Raw genomic sequence first — 16,245 nt, 5'->3', positions numbered from 1 at the left:
CGTGCGGCCGGTTCCCGTCCTCCTGCGGGAGGACACGGACGGCCGATCCGGCGGACTCGCGGCGACCCGGCCCGTTCCTAACGTCGGCGCCATGTCGATCACCAGAGAATTCCTCCGCCACCCCGTGCTGACCGGCGCGATCGCCCCGAGCTCGCCACGGCTGGCCGAAGAGATGACGGCGGGCCTCGGCCTGGAACACGCGTCGTGCGTCGCGGAGCTCGGGCCGGGCACCGGCGTGTTCACCGAAGCGATCCTCGCGTTGCTGCGTCCCGAAGCGCGCTTGACGGCTTTCGAGATCAACCCGCGTTTCGCGGCGTCCTTGAGCGAGCGCTTCCCGCAGGTCGACGTCGTCACGGGTGCGGCGGAACACCTGGCTCTCGAGGGCGTAGATGTGGTGGTCTCGGGTCTGCCGTGGACGGCGATGACCACGGCCCGGCAGCAGCGCACCCTGGCCGCGGTCACCGCGGCCCTGGCCCCGAACGGCCGGTTCACGACGTTCGCATACACCCACGCGGCGTGGACGCCACCGGCGCGGCGCTTCGCGGCGTCGCTGCGAAGCCGCTTCGCGGTGGTGGAGCGCACGAAGGTGGTGTGGGGGAACCTGCCACCGGCGTTCGTGTACCGCGCGGCCCTGCCGGTGGCGGTGGGAAGGGCTCGGCGTGGACACCCTGCTGCGGCCCTTGCTTGAGGCGCCCGCGATGGGTCACACGGCGGCGTTGCTGCGCTGAAGCCGTTCCGCAGTCTCGGCGTCCGCGGGCAGGAAGGTTTCCAGCTTCAGTTCCGACACGGTCACGTCCGCGGCGGTCGCGAACGTCGTGATCGCCGTGATCAGCCGCAGCTCCCCGACGGAAGTCGCCAGCCGGACCGGGACCGCGAACCCCAGGTGCTCCGGTCCCGGCGGGGACGGCGGTGGCAGATACCCCGCCAGCTCCGCGAGCTGCGCCGCCAGCCGGTCGTCCGGGGTGCGGGCCAGGTCGTTGCGGAGACGCTCGAGGATGTGCCGCGCCCAGTCGTCGAGGTTGGCCACGCGCGGCGCCATCCCGTCCGGGTGCAGCGCCAGCCGCAGCGTGTCCACCGGTTCGCGCAGGAGCTCCGGCGCGGCACCCTCGGTGAGCAGCCGGAACCCGTCGTTCGCCGCGACCAGCACGCCGTACCGGTCGACCACGATCGCGGGGTAGGGCCGGTGGCCGTCGAGCAGCCGCCGGAGGCCGTCGAGGACCGGCTGGATCGCCGGGTCGTCCAGACGCGTTTCGGGGTACGTCGGCGCGTAGCCGGCCGCGTGGAGCAGGCCGTTGCGCTCGCGCAGGGGCAGTTCCAGGGACTCGGCGACGCGCAGGACCATCCCGCGGCCGGGGACCGAACGCCCGCTCTCCATGAAGCTGACGTGCCGCTGCGTCGTGCCCGCGCGCAGCGCCAGGTCGAGCTGGCTGAGCCGCCGCCGGGTGCGCCAGTCCTTGAGCGCCGTTCCGAAGTCCACGGGGCCATCCTGCTCGCGGCGTCCATTCCCCGCGGGGAATTGAGGGCATACCCCGGTTCCGCGACGCTGCCGCCATGACGAACTACGGCCTGGTCATCCCGACCTACCAGCCCATCCTCGACGCCGGGCGGACCGCGCCCGAGCTGGTCGCGACCGCCGTCGAAGCGGAAGAACTCGGCCTCGACTCCGTCTGGGTCGGCGACACCCTCGCCCGGGCGCCGCTGGACGCGCTCGCGCTCCTCGCCGCCTTCGCCGCCCGGACGTCCCGGGTGACCCTGGGGACGTCCGCGCTGCTCCCGGCCCTGCGCAACCCGATCCTGACGGCGAACCAGCTGCTGTCGATCGACTTGCTCAGCGAAGGCCGTCTCACGGTGGCCGTCGGGGCGGGGTTCGCCGGGCGCAGCGAACCGGAGTTCGCGTTCGCGGGCGTCCCGTGGGAGCGCCGCCGGGCCCGGCTGGACGACATCGTGGCGCTCTGGCGCGCGGCCTGGAGCGGCGCGGAGTCCTTCCACGGCTCGGTGCTGCACCACGACTCGCTGCCGGTGTTCCCGGCCCCGGCCCGGCCGGGCGGCCCGCCGGTGTGGCTGGCGGCGTACACGCCGGGCGCGCTGGAGCGGGCCGGCCGGCTGTACGACGGCTGGCTGCCCTACCCGCCGGACCCGGCGGACTACGGCACCGGCCTGGCCCGGATCCGCGCGACGGCCTCCCGCCCGGTGACCCCGGCCCTCTTCGCGACGGTCCTGGTGGAGGACGACCCGGTCCGCGGGAGCGAGCTGCTGGAGGAATACTGCCTGCGCAACTACGGCCGCCCGGCGGCGTTCGTCCAGGGCATCCAGATGCAGGTGAGCGGCAGTGCCGCGGAAGTGGCCGCGCAGCTGCGGAAGTACGAAGGGGTGGAGCACTTCCTGCTGCGCATCGCGAGCACGGACCCGAAAGTGTTCGACGAGCAGCTGCCCCGCGTCGCGGAGGTGGTGAACCTGCTGCGCTCTTGACCAGCTGCCAGCACCCCAAGGCGGCCTTCGGTGCGTCACACGCACCCAAGGCGGCCTTCGGTGCGTCAGACGCACCGAAGGCCACATTGGGGCGCTCGGGGCGCGACCGACGCGACATGGGGCGCTCGGGGCGCGAGGCGCCGTGACCGGAAACCTGTCGGGGGTGGCACGTAGGCTGGGACCGTGACCGACGCTCCACTGTCCGGACTCCTCACCGCCATCCTTCCCGACCCGGCGCTGCGCGGCGTGGTCGAGCGCGCCGGCGCGCCGCTGCTCGAGCTGCAGGGCCCGATCGCCGCCCGGCAGCTCGTCGCCGCCGCCATCGCCGCCGACGCCGGGGCGGCCAAGCCCGTCCTCGCCGTCACCGCCACCGGCCGGGAGGCCGACGAGCTGACCGCGGCCCTCAAAGCCCTCGTCGGCGACGGCCGGGTCGCCGACTTCCCCAGCTGGGAGACCCTTCCGCACGAGCGCCTCTCCCCGCGCGCGGACACCGTCGGCCGCCGCCTCGAGGTGCTGCACCGACTGAAGACGGGCGCGGACGACCTGCGCGTCGTCGTCGCCACCGTCCGCAGCCTGATCCAGCCCATGGCCCCCGGCCTCGGCTCGCTGCAGCCGATCGACCTCGTCGTCGGCGAGGAGACCCCGTTCGACGAGCTGCTGGAACGCTTGGTCGAACTGGCGTACACCCGCGTCGACATGGTCGAGAAGCGCGGGGAGTTCGCCGTCCGCGGCGGCATCCTCGACCTGTTCGGGCCGACCGCGCAGCACCCCGTCCGGGTGGAGTTCTGGGGCGACGAAGTCAGCGAGATCCGCGCGTTCGCGGTCTCCGACCAGCGGTCGCTGCGCGGCGACATCCCGCGGGTCACCGCGCCGCCGTGCCGCGAGCTGCTGCTCACCCGGCCGGTCAAGGAGAAGGCCGCGGAGCTGGCGAAGACGTACGAGGCCGACGCGCACCTGGCCGAGATGCTCACCAAGCTCGCCGACGGCATCCCGGTCGAGGGCATGGAAGCGTTGATTCCGGTCCTCTGCGAGGGCGAGCTGGAGCTGCTCACCGACGCGATGCCGGCCGGCACCCACGTCCTGCTCACCGACCCGGAGAAGATCCGCGCCCGCGCCGCCGACCTCGTCCGCACCGGCCAGGAGTTCCTGGAAGCGTCCTGGACGACGGCCGCGGCGGGTGGCCAGGCCCCGATCGACCTCGGTGCGTCGGCGTACCGGGGGCTCGACGAGATCGCCTCCCACGCACAGGACACCAAGCGTGCCTGGTGGACGCTCACCCAGCTGACCAGCGAAGACCCGGACGTCTACCGCGTCTCGGTCGAGGCCGCGCCCGCTTATCGTGGCGAGCTCGAGCGCGCGATGGCCGACCTGCGCGCCCACACGGCCGCGGGCGGCACGGCGGTGCTCGTCGTCGCCGGGCACGGCACCGCCGCCCGCGCGGTCGAGCAGCTCACGGGCGCCGACGTCCCGGCGACCCAGGCCGGCGACGGGCTCGAGGACGCCCCGGCCGCGGGCATGGTCACGGTCACCTGCGGCGGCCTCACCGACGGGTTCGTCTCGCCCGAGCGCGCCCTGGTCGTGCTGAGCGAAGCGGACCTCACCGGCCGCGGCGCGGGCGCCGGGACGTCCACAAAGGACCTGAACACCAAGATGCCGTCCCGGCGGCGCAACGCGGTCGACCCGCTGGCGCTGAAGGCCGGCGACTACGTGGTGCACGACCAGCACGGCATCGGCCGGTTCGTCGAGATGGTCCAGCGGACCGTCGCCGGCGCCACCCGCGAGTACCTGCTCCTGGAGTACGCGTCGTCGAAGCGCGGCCACCCGGGTGATCGGCTGTTCGTGCCCACCGACCAGCTCGACGAAGTCTCCCGCTATGTCGGCGGCGAACTGCCCACGCTCAACAAGCTGGGCGGGTCGGACTGGAAGAACACCAAGGCCAAGGCCAAGAAGGCGGTCAAGGAGATCGCCGCGGAGCTCGTCCAGCTCTACGCCGCGCGCCAGGCCGCGCCCGGGCACGCGTTCGGCTCGGACACGCCGTGGCAGCACGAGCTGGAGGACGCCTTTCCGTTCACGGAGACGAACGACCAGCTCGCCGCCATCGACGAGGTCAAGGCCGACATGGAACGCGGCGTCCCGATGGACCGCGTCATCTGCGGTGACGTCGGCTACGGCAAGACGGAGATCGCGGTCCGGGCGGCGTTCAAGGCGGTCCAGGACGGCAAGCAGGTCGCGGTGCTGGTGCCGACGACCCTGCTCGCCCAGCAGCACCTGAACACCTTCCACGAGCGCATGCGCTCGTTCCCGGTGACGATCAAGGGCCTGTCCCGCTTCACGAACAAGACCGAGTCCGACCTGATCCTGGAGCAGCTGGCCGCGGGCGAGGTCGACATCGTCATCGGCACGCACCGCCTGCTGCAGACGGGTATCCGCTACAAGGACCTCGGGCTGGTGATCGTCGACGAGGAGCAGCGCTTCGGCGTCGAGCACAAGGAACACATCAAGGCGCTGCGCACGCACGTCGACGTGCTGACGATGTCGGCGACCCCGATCCCGCGCACGCTGGAGATGTCCCTGGCCGGCATCCGCGAGATGTCGACGATCCTGACCCCGCCGGAAGACCGCCACCCGATCCTCACGTACGTCGGCGCGTACGACGACAAGCAGGTCGGCGCGGCGATCCGCCGGGAGCTCCTGCGCGACGGCCAGGTCTTCTACGTCCACAACCGGGTGTCGTCGATCGAGAAGGCGGCGCGGCGGATCCGCGAGCTGGTGCCGGAGGCCCGGGTCGTCACCGCGCACGGCCAGATGAACGAGGAGAAGCTCGAGAAGATCATCCAGGGCTTCTGGGAAAACGAGTACGACGTCCTGGTGTGCACGACGATCGTCGAGACCGGGCTCGACATCTCGAACGCCAACACGCTGCTGGTCGAGCGCGGTGACCTGCTGGGTCTCGCGCAGCTGCACCAGTTGCGCGGCCGCGTCGGGCGAGGCCGGGAGCGCGGGTACGCGTACTTCCTGTACCCGCCGGAAGCCCCGCTGACGGAGACCGCGCACGACCGCCTGGCGACGATCGCCCAGAACACCGAGCTCGGCGCGGGCATGGCGGTCGCGATGAAGGACCTGGAGATCCGCGGCGCGGGCAACATCCTCGGCGCGGAGCAGTCGGGGCACATCGCGGGCGTCGGGTTCGATCTGTACGTGCGCCTGGTCGGCGAGGCGGTCGACGCGTTCCGGCGGCACGCGGGTGCGGAGCCGACGGAGGAAGTGGAGTTGGCGGAAGTCCGCGTCGACCTCCCGATCGACGCGCACATCCCGCACGACTACGTGCCCGGGGAGCGGTTGCGCCTGGAGGCGTACCGCAAGATCGCGGCGGCACCGGACGCGGAGGGGCTCGATGCGGTCCGCGAAGAGCTCATCGACCGCTACGGCCAGCCGCCCGCGCCGGTGAACCGGCTGCTGGCGGTGGCTCGCTTCCGGCACACGTGTCGTGAAGCGGGCGTGACGGAGGTGGCGGTCCAGGGCAACACGATCCGCTTCGCGCCGCTGCCGTTGTTGGATTCGCAGATGGTCCGGTTGAAGCGGCTGTACCCGAAGGCGGTGTACAAGGCGGTGACGAACACGGTCTCGGTGCCCAAGCCGACGGAAGGCCCGGCCGGCGGCCGGATCGGCGCGCCGACGTTGCGGGACGAAGAGCTGTTGGAGTGGTGCACGAAGCTGCTGCTCCAGCTGACGAAGAAACCGGCGGCTGTTTAGGGTGGCTGTTTAGGGCGGCGGATTAGGGTGGCGGTGTAACGAGCGCTGGACACCCGGCGCCACATCGGGGGACTTTCCGTTGTGGCGCCTGGGTTTCTCGCCGTGGAGGTTCTAGGTTCCGCGCATGGCGGAATATCGCGAGCCGAACATCCGGGCCCGGCAGCTGGGCGAACGGCTCCTTGAGCGCATGGCGGAAAAGGGCTGGGGCGTCCGGGAAATGTCCCGGCGCCTGGAGATGAGCGCGCAGTGGGTATCGTCGGTGACCCGCGGCCGCGCCCGGCCCGATCCGGTGCATCTGGCCCGCTTCCTGACGACGCTCGGGTTCCGGGGTGAGGAATACCGCGCGCTGATGGCGATGGGCGACGAAATGCGCAAGCCAGGCCTCCTCGAGCGCTCCGAAAACATCCGTACTCTGATCGGTCTCGAGGAGCATGCCGATGCCATCGCGGTTTTCCAGGCGAACGTGGTGCCGGGATTGCTGCAAACAGGCGACTACGCCCGCAACTTGGCGATCGAGATGGGTAACCAGCCGGATCCCGACAAGCTCGATGAGCACATATTCGCCCGGCTGTCGCGGCAGGCAATCCTCGCCCGGCCGCACGTGCGGTTCCGGTTCTTCCTGCACGAATTCGTGCTTCTCCTCCCGGTCGGCTCTTCCAGCGTGATGACCGGCCAGCTCAGGCAGCTCTTGCGGGTATCCGCTCAGCAGAACACAACCGTCCGGATCGTCCCCGCAAGACTGGGTGGGCATGCCGCATCGGCTGGGCATTTCCAGATGATGGAGTCGGGCTCGTACCAGCCGGTGGTCTGCATAGAAAGCGAGGTGACCTCGCTGTACCTGGAAGAACCGCAGGAGATCAAGGCTTACCGAAAAGTACTGCGTAGCCTGGAAGCCAAGGCCCTCGATGAGGCAAAATCGAAGCAATTCATCGCCGACCTCATCGGAGGAGCAGATGCTCGCTAAGTGGCGCAAGAGCACCTACAGCAGTCAAGGCGACTGTGTCGAGGTGGCCCTCGACCGCCCTGTCCTGATCCGGGACACCAAGGACCCTGAAGGCGGCACCCTCACCGCCTCCACCGCAACCTGGCGTGAACTGCTCAGCAAACTTCGCTGAACATCGGCGGCAACGCCTCCGCCAGCCCCATCCGCACCGACTCGACCGGTACCGGAACCGCCCCGGCCCCCGCCATCGGCAACGGCCGGGGCGTCCTGGGCATCCGCGATCCGGCGCCCCCACCCCTTCCCGGGTACACCAGCAGCCCGCGCGTCGGGTCCGGGACCGCGTCGAGGGCCGCCGTCACGACCGGCAGCTCGCGAAACGCGTCTCGCCGCTCCTCGGTCGAAAACTCGATCTCCAGCACCACGCCCCACCGGTGCTCGTGCCAAACCCACTGCTCAGCGCCGTTCGTCAGCGCCGCTTCGGTGAGCGCGTCCCCTTGAGCCAGGCGCCACAGCGAAGCCGAATGCTCCCCGTCGAACACTTCGATGGTCAGCCATTGGTCCATAAGTCGACATTACCGCCGCCCGGACCCCATGGGTGTTGCGTTTCGGGGGCGATGGTGTGAGAGGGTATGGCCTGTGATGCGGATCATGGGGCGCCCTCGCGCGCTGGTCGCGGTCGTTGCCGGTGCACTTCTGCTCGCCGGGTGCGGCTCGGGCCCCAGCCAGGTCGGCAGCGCCGTCGTCGTCGGCGATCGGTCGGTGTCGCTCGACCAGGTCCAGTCGATGATCGACCAGGCCGTCCGCGACCACCCGTACGCGCAGAAGCTCGCACGCGAGCACAAGCTCGACGTGCTGGGCCGCGAGATCGTCCGGCAGGACGTCCTCCACGAGCTCACCGCCCGCGCGGCCGCGCAGGAGAACCTCGTCGCCGACCAGGCGAAGGTCGCCGGGCTGGCCGCGCAGTTGACGCCGGGGCCGGTCACCGACACCGGGCAGGGCGACCAGGTCGCCGTCACGCAGATCGTCTCGAAGCTGCGCGACCGCAACGAGGTCGCGGGCGACGTCGTCCTCGAGCAGGAGCTCGCCCGCAAGGTGCTGCCGAAGCTGTCGGTCGGCGCGGACTACGTCGGCATCAGCGCGACCGGCGACAACGACCAGGCGGCCCGCACCCGCGCGTTCGACCTCGCGAAGGAGTTCGCCGACGACCCCGGCAAGGTCCAGGGGGTCGTCCAGGAGGCGCAGAAGGAAGCGCAGCAGGCCCAGCAGACCGGCGCGCCCGGCCCCGGCGGGTACTCGGCGGGTCAGCTCGCCGAACTGTTCGGCGCCGCGCAGTACCCCGGCCTGGCGCAGACCGCGCTGTTCGGCTCCGAAAAGAACAGCGTCGTCGTCTTCCAGGCGCAGAAGCCGCAGAGCCCGGACTGGTTCGTCTTCGTCATCCGCGCCCGCGGCACCGACAAGGCCGTGCCGGCCGACCAGGAAGCGCAGAAGCCGACCGACGCGCAGCTGACCGCGATCGGCACCCGGCTGCTGCAGCCCTACCTCGGCCAGAGCGGCCTGCGCGTCAACCCGCGGTACGGCGTGTGGGATGTTGTGGGCATGAACCTCGTGCCGAACTCCGGCGCCACCCAGGGCGTCGTGCTGCCCATTCGCAGTGCTGCGCGCGCGCAGCAGTGAGCACGGGTGTCGTCGTAGTCGTCCGCGGGACGACGCTGCCCGGTGCGGCACTGAAGATCCTGCGTGAATCACCGGCCGTGTACGCGGCCACGGACGTCGATCCGGCCGCGTTCGGCGTCCCGGCCGTCATCGACGCACCTTCGCTCAAGGACGTCGTGCTGCTCGCCGGGTCCCGCGACGAGCCCGCGGCGTCGCTGCTCATCGCGACCGGCGCCGAGGTCATCGAGACGCCGGTGCCGCCGCTGGTCGAGGCCGCCGACGTGATGGACCGGCTTCGCTCGCCGGGCGGCTGCCCGTGGGACGCGGTGCAGACGCACGATTCGCTGCGGCAGTACCTGGTCGAGGAAACCTACGAGCTGGTCGACGCCATCGAAGAAGGCGACCGCGAGGCGTTGCGCGAAGAGCTCGGCGACGTCCTGTTGCAGGTGCTGTTCCACGCGCGGGTGGCGGCGGAGGACGCGGACGACCCGTTCGACATCGACGACGTCGCCGCGGCGCTGGTCGCGAAGCTGGTCGGCCGGCACCCGCACGTCTTCGCCGACGCCGACGAGGTGCACACCGTCGAGCACCAGAACGTCAAGTGGGAAGAGCTGAAGCAGCGCGAGAAGCAACGTCGGTCCATTGTGGACGGCGTGGCCCTCGGGCAGCCGGCGGCCGCGCTGGCGGGCAAGCTGGGGCAGCGTTCCGGGCGCGCGGGCATCCCGCTCGATCTGTTCCCCGAAGGCGCCGGGGCCCCGGCTCAGCTGTTCCGCATCGCGGCCACCGCGCGCCGGGCGGGTGTCGACGCCGAGGGTGAGCTGAGGGCCGTGGCGAAGCAGTTCGCGAAGGACATCCGGGCCGCCGAGCAGGCCGCCCGCGACGCCGGCCTCGAGCCGACGACCCTGGAAGCCGACGGCTGGCGGAAGTTCTGGCCCGCACGTGTGGTGTGACCCGGATCACAGCTGACTGAGAACCGTTTCCGATCAGCCGGCGTCTAGCTGGGTGTGAGGCAGACGTCACTGGAGACCGCAGACGAGGAGCACCTCGTCCGGCGCACGGCCCGTGGCGACCGCGCGGCGTTCGAGGAGCTCTACCGCCGCACGTCGCCGTGGCTCGCCGTGCGCCTGCGCCGCCGGTGCGCCGACGAGCAGATCGTCGCGGAGGTCATGCAGGAGACGTACCTGGCGGTCTGGCGGGCGGCGGAGTCGTTCGCCGGGGCGGCCACCGGGGGCAGCGCGGTCGGCTGGCTGTGGACGATCGCGGCCCGCCGGCTGGTCGACGCGTTCCGCCGCCGGGCCCACCACGCCCAGCCACCCCCGGAAATGGCCTTGGACGTCGCCCCGGTGGCGGCGGCCGAGGAGGAGCTACTGGCGGCCACGATCGGCGACGAGGTCGGAGCGGCCCTGCGCGACCTGGCCCCGGAGCTGCGGGCGGTGCTGCAGGCCATGGTGCTGGACGGCCTGACGGTTCGCGAGACGGCGGTCCTGCTGGGCCTGCCGGAGGGAACGGTGAAGACCCGCGCCCGGCGGGCCCGGATCGCATTGCGGGAGGCACTGTCGTGAACCATGCGCCGGAGCGGCTGATCGCCGCCTACGTGGCGGGTGATGACCTCCCGGGTGACCAGCTGTGGGGTCTCGAAGCCCACCTCGAAACGTGCCGGCACTGCCGGGCGCGGCTCGCCGAAGTCGCGCCGGTCCAGCCCGTGGTCGACCTGGTCTGGAGCCGGCTTTCGGTCGATGTCGTGCTCCCGAGCGGTCCCTTCCACGAGCCCTACACCCGACCCGCCCCGAAACGCCGCCGCCGGCACCGGTGGCTCGATACCTGGATCACCCCGGCGATGGGGCCGTGGCTGGTGATGATCGTGGCCGTCACGCTGGCCGCAGTCCTGCTCGACAGCGTCTGGCGCGCCGTCCTCGACGTGGCCGCCGTCCAGCTCTTCGCCCCCGTCCTCCCGGTCCTCGGGGTCGCCGTGGCGTGGGCGCGAGGGCTGGATCCGGCCTACGAGGTCGTCACCGCGACCGCGCGGGCCGGTCTCTACCTCGTCGTCCGGCGGACGGTCGCGGTGCTCCTCGTCGTCCTGCCGGTGCTCGGGGTCGCCGGGTGGCTGAGCGGCACCGCGGCCGCGCTCTGGCTGCTGCCGAGCCTGGCCTTCACCACCGGCACCCTCGCGCTCGGCGGGCTGATCGGCGTCAGCCGGGCGGCGTACGCGCTGGTCGCCGTGTGGGTGGCGATCATCGTCGTCCCCGCGCTCGTCCAGCGGGAACAGGCGTTTTCGCTCGGCACCGGCGCCTTGCCGGTCTGGGCCGGGATCTTCGTGCTGACCACGGTGGTCGTCGCCCTGCGCGGGGCGGCGTTCACCCGGCTCGGCGCACGTCACTAGGTCTTCAGGGAGGAAGCATGCGCGCAGTGGGGGCCGCCGAGGTCGCACCGGCGAGCTACGCCTGGGAAATCCAGGCGGAAGCGCTGAAGGTGCGGGTCGGGCGGCGGAAGATGGCCGTGGACGGGCTGGACCTGTCCCTCGGGAAGGGCGTCCACGGGCTGCTCGGCCCGAACGGCGCCGGCAAGACGACCCTCATCCGGGCCCTGGCCACCGTGCTGCGGCCGGCGTCGGGTCGGCTCACGCTGCTCGGCGGGTCGGGTAGCCGGCGTGAGCTGCGACGCCGGCTCGGGTACCTGCCGCAGAACTTCGGGTACTACAAGCGGTTCACCGTGCGCGAGTTCGTCGAGTACCTGGCCTGGCTCAAGGAGATGTCCAAAGAGGACATCCCGGACGCGGTCCAGCGGGCGGTGGAGCGGGTCGGCCTGGCCGACCGCGCGGACGACCGCATGAAGACGCTGTCGGGCGGCATGGTGCGCCGGGTGGGCATCGCGCAGGCGATCGTCAACGATCCGGACATCCTGCTCCTCGACGAGCCGACGGCGGGCCTCGACCCGGCGCAGCGGGTCCGGTTCCGCGAGCTGGTCCAGGAACTGGGCCGCGACTCCTGCGTCGTCATCTCGACGCACCTGGTGGAGGACGTCGCCGCCGCCTGCACGGACGTCGTGCTGTTCGCGGCGGGGAAGCTCGTGTTCCAGGGCACGCCGGACGGGCTGGCGGCCGCGGGCACCCTCGAGCACGTCGGCGACAGCCCGATCGAGCGCGGCTATTCGGCGCTGCTGAACCACGATCCCGGCAAGGGGGAATGGTGATCTTCCGCATCGAACTCCGGCGCTCGATCGCGCCCTGGGCCGGTCTCGCGCTCGTCGTCTTCGCGCTCGCGTACCTGTTCCTCCTCTCCGGGCCGTGGTGGAAGATCCCCGCCGCCTGGTCCGTGAACACGACCACGACGGCAGTGTGGGTCCGGTACCTGCTGCAGTTCCTCTGGCCCGTCGTGATCGGTGCCGGGGCCATCCAGGGCATGCGCGACAGCCGTTCCGGCATGACCGAACTCCTCGCCACCACACCGCGGCCCGCGTGGCAGCGGGCGGTCCGGCTCGCCGGTGCCGTCGGTGCGCTGACCGGGCTCGGCTACCTGGTCGTGTTCGGCGTCGGCGTCGCCGAAGTGCTCGCCCACGACGGGTTCGTCTCGGCCGCCTTCGTCCCCGTCTTGGCCGTCGGGGTGCTCGGCGTGGTCGCCGGTGGCTGGCTCGGGCTGGCCGTCGGCCGGCTGCTGCCGCACCCGCTGACCGCGCCCGGGCTCGCCGCGCTCGCTTTCGTCGGGTCGGTCCTCTGCTGGATTTCGCTCGAAGACGGCCTGGACCCCGTGCTGCCGCGCTGGGCCGGTCCGCTGGCACCGGCGCTGGCCGCGCCGCGGGGCTCGATGGTGACGACCGCCGGAGCACTCGACGCCGGGCAGGCCGTGTGGTTCCTCGGCCTCGCCGTCACCGGGTTCCTGCTGCTGTCGGTGCACTCCGGGCGAGCGCGGCTGCTGAGCCTGCTCCCGTTGGCCGCCGGAGTCGCCGTCGCGCTGCCGTTGTTCCCCGCGGACGTCTTCGCGGCCGACCCGGTCGCCGCCCGGAAAGTGTGCGACGGGCCGGTCTGCGTGACCGAACTGCACCGCGACAGGCTGGCCGCGCTGGCCGGCCCAGGCCGCGAAGCGCTCGCGATGCTGGCGAAAGTCCCCGGCGCGCCGACGCGGGTCGAGGAGCAGGTGGCGCCCAGTTCGCCGGTCGACCGTCCCCCGCGTGACCCGGGGGTCGTCCTGCTCGACTTCCAGCGCAACGACGAACTCCTCACGGCCGACGCGAGCGACCTGCGGGTGGCGGTGCTGTCCGGGGTCGGCGTGCCGTCCTGCGAACGGCCGAGCGCACCCAGCGTGTCCGACACCGGCGCCCGGATGATCGCGGCGGCCTACTTCACCGGGCAGCTGAAACCCCTGCCCGAGTCCTCCGGGCGGTGGTTCCGAAGCCAGTTGGGCCCGGTCGACCAGGTGTGGACGCGGTTCCGCGCCCTGCCCGCGGACATCCGGTCCGCCCGGATCGCCGCCCTGCGCCAGGCGTTGCTGACGTGCCACGGCGATCCGCTCGAAACGCTGGTGCCCCGATGAGGTGGGCGATGCTGTACGCCCGCTCGCGGCAGCTGCCGGCGGCGTTCGGGGCGCTGCTGGTGGCGACGTCCGGGGTGTGGTTCCTGGCCCGGGACGCCTGGGGCGGGGTGCCCGCCGCGCTGGCGCTGACCGTGGCGGTCGCGCTGGCGGCGATCGGGCTCAGCGGCCAGGACCCCGACCTCGACCGCACCGCGGCCCGGCCGTGGCCGGTCCGGCGGTTCGCCCACCTGGCGCTGATCGCGGTCGTGGCCGGCGCGGTGGTGCTGGGGGTGCAGGAACTGGGCCTGTCGACGGTCGCGGGATCGGTCATCGTCCGCGACGCGGCCGGCCTGGCGGGGCTGGCCGGCCTGGCGGCCACGATCGCGGGCGGCCAGTTCGGCTGGACGCTCCCGCTGGCCTGGTCGGCGGTCAGCCCGTTCGTCCCGGTCGACACCTCGACGCTGAGCCGCGTCGCGGCCTGGCTCCTGCAACCCCCCGAAACCCCGGCGGCCACCTGGACGGCGGCGATCCTGGCGGCCACCGGAGCGGCGGCGTACACCACCTGGGGCGGCCGCCGCTAGCGCCCAAGGCCACATTGGTTGCGTGAGACGCACCCAAGGCCACATTGGGTGCGTCTCACGCACCGAAGGCCGCCTTGGGTGCGTGAGACGCACCGAAGGCCGCTTTGGGTGCGCGAGACGCACCGAAGGCCACATTGGGGCGCTTGGACGGTCACACGTTGCGGATGTTCGTCTCCAGTTCCAGGGGCTCCCGGTCCCAGTCCTCGACGCCGAAGGCGAGGATGCGTTCCGGGTGGATCCGGATCACCGCGTCGTCGAAGTGGTTGTCCGGCAGGTTCACCCCCACCAGCGCCTCCGCGCGGCCGCGGATCTCCAGGCACCGGACGCGCCACGGGTTCGTCGACGGCAGGTCGTCGACGACGAACGCCACGCGGTCGTGCGTCGCGATGTTGCGGAACTTCTTGCTGTTGCGCAGGTTGTGCCCGGTGACGTCGATGGTCTGCTCGTCCGGGTTGTAGCGGAAGCCGACCGGGTTGGCCTGGAGGGTTCCGTCCGGCTGCTGGGTCGCCAGCCGGCCCAGCGGCTGGGCGGCGAGGTAGGCGAGTTCTGCTTCGGTGAACATGTCCGCAGTCTCGGACTTCAAGCGGCCTTGAAGTCAAGGACCAGCGAGGCGAACCGGGCCCCGATCCGGCGGTGGGCCGCCGGGCTCGGGTGGAGGTCGTCCGGCAGCGGCAGGTCCGCGAAATCCGCCTCGCCGTACAGCGAACGGCCGTCGAGGTAGTGCAGGTGCGAGTCCGACGCCTGCCGCTGCGTGACGATCCGGTCCAGCTCCTCCCGGATGACCTCCAGCGTCAGCTTGCCCGTCGCCCGCTCGGCCGGGTCGCCGGTCGCGCGGAACCGGACCTCGCCGCGGGCCAGTGCCTCGTGGTCGAAGTCGCCCGGGCCGGGCGTCCGCTCGTGGATCGGGCAGTACAGCGGTGAGACGACGACGAGCGGGGTGCCCGGGTGGCCGTCGCGGATCGTGTCGAGGAACCCGTGCACGGCGGGCCCGAACGCGCGCAGGCGCATCAGGTCCGCGTTGACCACGTTGATCCCCAGCTTGACGCTGATCAGGTCGGCCGGCGTGTCGCGCAGGGCACGCGCGGTGAACGGGTCGAGCAGCGCGTTGCCGCTGAACCCGAGGTTCACCAGGTCGACACCGGCGGCGGTGGCGGCGAGAGCGGGCCACGTCGTCGCGGGGCTCGCCGCGTTCGAGCCGTGGCTGATCGAGCTGCCGTGGTGCAGCCACACCCGGCGCTCGGGCAACGTCTCGACCGGTGCGTCGGCGCGCAGCGCGATCAGCTCGGTGAGTTCGTTGTGCGGCAACCAGAGTTCGACGTCCTTGGCGTGCCCGCCCAGCCCGGCGAACCGCACGACCCCGGGCGAACCCGTCGTGAGCGAGGACGCCCCGGTCGCCATGTCGACATTCAGGACGTTGCCGCCGGACGCGCTCGCCTGGGCGGTGAGCTCGCCGTCGACGAGCAGGTCGTACACGCCGTCCGGCCGCGGCGGGGCACCGGCGTACACCTGCTTGGTCGGCAGCGTCGCCAGCTCGACGACGTCCGCCCGGGTCCGGAACCGCAGCCGCACGCCCGCGGGCTGCGCTTCGGCCATGGCCAGCCGCGGGTCGCTGTTCTGCGCCCGCGCGCGAGCCGGCAGCCGGTGCGGCACCAGGCCGCGCCCGGTGCGTTCGAGTTCGAGGGCGCCGCGGACGACGTCGCTGGTCAGGGGGATGTCGATCACGACCGTGGCCAATCACGCAGAAGGGAATCGAGGACGGCGAGGATGCGGACCCAGCTTTCCGGCGCCGCCGGTGCGCTGTGGTCGAACCCGCCCTGGCTTTCGAGGCCGACGAACCCGTGGAAGACGCTGCCGAGCAGCCGCACGGCGTGTGTCTCGTCCGGCCCGGTCAGGTCGTAGCCGCGGAGGATGGCGCGCATCATCTCGGCGTGCCGGGGACCGGCGCTCGCCGCGGCGGTCTCCGGGTCGAGCCGCAGCTGCGCCGCCGCGTACCGGCCGGGGTGCTCGCGGGCGTAGTCGCGGTAGACGTCGGCGAAGGCGACGAGCGCGTCCCGCCCGGCGCGCCCCGCGAGCGCGGCGGCGGCCCGGTCGGCGAGCTCGGCCAGCGCCAGCAGCGCGACCTTGACCCGCAGGTCGTGGGCGTTCTTGACGTGCGAGTACAGGCTGGCGACCTGGACACCGAGCCGCCGGGCCAGCTCCGACGGCGTCAGCCGGTCGAAGCCCGCCTCGTCGGCCAGCTCCGCGCCGGCGCGCACCACGCGTTCCGTGGTCAAGCCCGCTCTGACCATCATCCTTCTCCCGTTCGCCTAAAGCCAGGGTAGATCAACCTAAAGGCTTTAGG

The 16,245-nt window shown here is 72.1% G+C and carries 17 protein-coding genes; 12 read left to right on the top strand and 5 right to left on the bottom strand.

All coding sequences use genetic code 11. The features are described 5' to 3' along the window. The first annotated feature begins 91 nt into the window (after positions 1–91). Positions 92–688, top strand: a complete 597-nt coding sequence (locus ACLJOU_RS32815) for a class I SAM-dependent methyltransferase (protein ID WP_410572915.1) — start codon at positions 92–94, stop codon at positions 686–688. A 15-nt stretch (positions 689–703) separates the two neighbouring features. On the opposite strand, the gene ACLJOU_RS32810 is transcribed toward ACLJOU_RS32815, so the two are convergent. After that, a complete protein-coding gene (locus ACLJOU_RS32810) occupies positions 704–1,477 on the bottom strand; it encodes a helix-turn-helix domain-containing protein (protein WP_410572913.1) in 774 nt (257 codons plus the stop codon). Positions 1,478–1,551: 74 nt separating this feature from the next. Between ACLJOU_RS32810 and ACLJOU_RS32805 the strand changes: the two genes are divergently transcribed. From ACLJOU_RS32805 to ACLJOU_RS32790, 4 genes are all read left to right on the top strand, one after another. Next, entirely contained in the window at positions 1,552–2,469 is a 918-nt protein-coding gene (locus tag ACLJOU_RS32805) for an LLM class flavin-dependent oxidoreductase (protein WP_410572911.1), read from the top strand. Between the two features lie 198 nt (positions 2,470–2,667). Continuing rightward, positions 2,668–6,222 (top strand): transcription-repair coupling factor, encoded by a 3,555-nt coding sequence (mfd, locus tag ACLJOU_RS32800; protein ID WP_410572973.1) that lies wholly within the window; start codon positions 2,668–2,670, stop codon positions 6,220–6,222. 124 nt (positions 6,223–6,346) lie between these two features. After that, positions 6,347–7,186 carry a helix-turn-helix domain-containing protein gene (locus tag ACLJOU_RS32795; RefSeq protein WP_410572909.1) on the top strand — a complete coding sequence of 280 codons (840 nt, stop codon included), beginning with the start codon at positions 6,347–6,349 and terminating at the stop codon, positions 7,184–7,186. Then, complete coding sequence (locus ACLJOU_RS32790) at positions 7,176–7,337, top strand: DUF397 domain-containing protein (protein ID WP_410572907.1); 162 nt, start codon at positions 7,176–7,178, stop codon at positions 7,335–7,337. Before ACLJOU_RS32795 ends, ACLJOU_RS32790 begins: the two co-directional genes overlap by 11 nt. On the opposite strand, the gene ACLJOU_RS32785 is transcribed toward ACLJOU_RS32790, so the two are convergent. Beyond that, entirely contained in the window at positions 7,321–7,728 is a 408-nt protein-coding gene (locus ACLJOU_RS32785; protein ID WP_410572905.1) for a hypothetical protein, read from the bottom strand. The two genes, ACLJOU_RS32790 and ACLJOU_RS32785, sit on opposite strands and share 17 nt — an antisense overlap. Before the next feature lie 85 nt (positions 7,729–7,813). Here ACLJOU_RS32785 and ACLJOU_RS32780 point away from each other — a divergent pair, with 85 nt between their 5' ends. Genes ACLJOU_RS32780 through ACLJOU_RS32750 form a run of 7 tightly spaced genes read left to right on the top strand, consistent with a single transcriptional unit; the run spans position 7,814 to position 13,904 of the window. Further along, entirely contained in the window at positions 7,814–8,839 is a 1,026-nt protein-coding gene (locus ACLJOU_RS32780; protein WP_410572903.1) for a hypothetical protein, read from the top strand. Then, positions 8,836–9,768, top strand: coding sequence for a MazG family protein (locus ACLJOU_RS32775; protein ID WP_410572901.1), 933 nt, complete (start codon positions 8,836–8,838; stop codon positions 9,766–9,768). The genes ACLJOU_RS32780 and ACLJOU_RS32775 overlap by 4 nt, the downstream gene beginning before the upstream one ends. A gap of 54 nt (positions 9,769–9,822) precedes the next feature. Then, a complete protein-coding gene (locus ACLJOU_RS32770) occupies positions 9,823–10,380 on the top strand; it encodes an RNA polymerase sigma factor (RefSeq protein WP_410572899.1) in 558 nt (185 codons plus the stop codon). Then, a complete protein-coding gene (locus tag ACLJOU_RS32765) occupies positions 10,377–11,198 on the top strand; it encodes a zf-HC2 domain-containing protein (protein ID WP_410572897.1) in 822 nt (273 codons plus the stop codon). The genes ACLJOU_RS32770 and ACLJOU_RS32765 overlap by 4 nt, the downstream gene beginning before the upstream one ends. 17 nt (positions 11,199–11,215) lie before the next feature. Beyond that, positions 11,216–12,007 (top strand): ABC transporter ATP-binding protein, encoded by a 792-nt coding sequence (locus ACLJOU_RS32760; protein WP_410572895.1) that lies wholly within the window; start codon positions 11,216–11,218, stop codon positions 12,005–12,007. Further along, complete coding sequence (locus ACLJOU_RS32755; protein WP_410572893.1) at positions 12,001–13,344, top strand: hypothetical protein; 1,344 nt, start codon at positions 12,001–12,003, stop codon at positions 13,342–13,344. Before ACLJOU_RS32760 ends, ACLJOU_RS32755 begins: the two co-directional genes overlap by 7 nt. Further along, positions 13,341–13,904: a hypothetical protein gene (locus ACLJOU_RS32750; RefSeq protein WP_410572891.1), complete on the top strand. Its 564-nt coding sequence runs from the start codon at positions 13,341–13,343 to the stop codon at positions 13,902–13,904. The genes ACLJOU_RS32755 and ACLJOU_RS32750 overlap by 4 nt, the downstream gene beginning before the upstream one ends. A gap of 151 nt (positions 13,905–14,055) precedes the next feature. Here the strand turns inward: ACLJOU_RS32750 and ACLJOU_RS32745 are convergent, their stop codons facing one another. The 3 genes from ACLJOU_RS32745 to ACLJOU_RS32735 are packed head-to-tail and all read right to left on the bottom strand — an operon-like array spanning position 14,056 to position 16,192. Then, positions 14,056–14,466 carry a PPOX class F420-dependent oxidoreductase gene (locus ACLJOU_RS32745; RefSeq protein ID WP_191307248.1) on the bottom strand — a complete coding sequence of 137 codons (411 nt, stop codon included), beginning with the start codon at positions 14,464–14,466 and terminating at the stop codon, positions 14,056–14,058. Between the two features lie 17 nt (positions 14,467–14,483). Continuing rightward, positions 14,484–15,626 carry a GDSL-type esterase/lipase family protein gene (locus ACLJOU_RS32740; RefSeq protein ID WP_410572889.1) on the bottom strand — a complete coding sequence of 381 codons (1,143 nt, stop codon included), beginning with the start codon at positions 15,624–15,626 and terminating at the stop codon, positions 14,484–14,486. Then, positions 15,623–16,192: a TetR/AcrR family transcriptional regulator gene (locus ACLJOU_RS32735; RefSeq protein WP_410572971.1), complete on the bottom strand. Its 570-nt coding sequence runs from the start codon at positions 16,190–16,192 to the stop codon at positions 15,623–15,625. The genes ACLJOU_RS32740 and ACLJOU_RS32735 overlap by 4 nt, the downstream gene beginning before the upstream one ends. Positions 16,193–16,245: the final 53 nt, after the last annotated feature.

This window comes from Amycolatopsis sp. cmx-4-61 (assembly GCF_046548775.1).
Taxonomy (GTDB): domain Bacteria; phylum Actinomycetota; class Actinomycetes; order Mycobacteriales; family Pseudonocardiaceae; genus Amycolatopsis.
The sequence above is the reverse complement of the archived record's forward strand: the minus strand, read 5'-3'. Positions and strand labels throughout refer to the sequence as shown.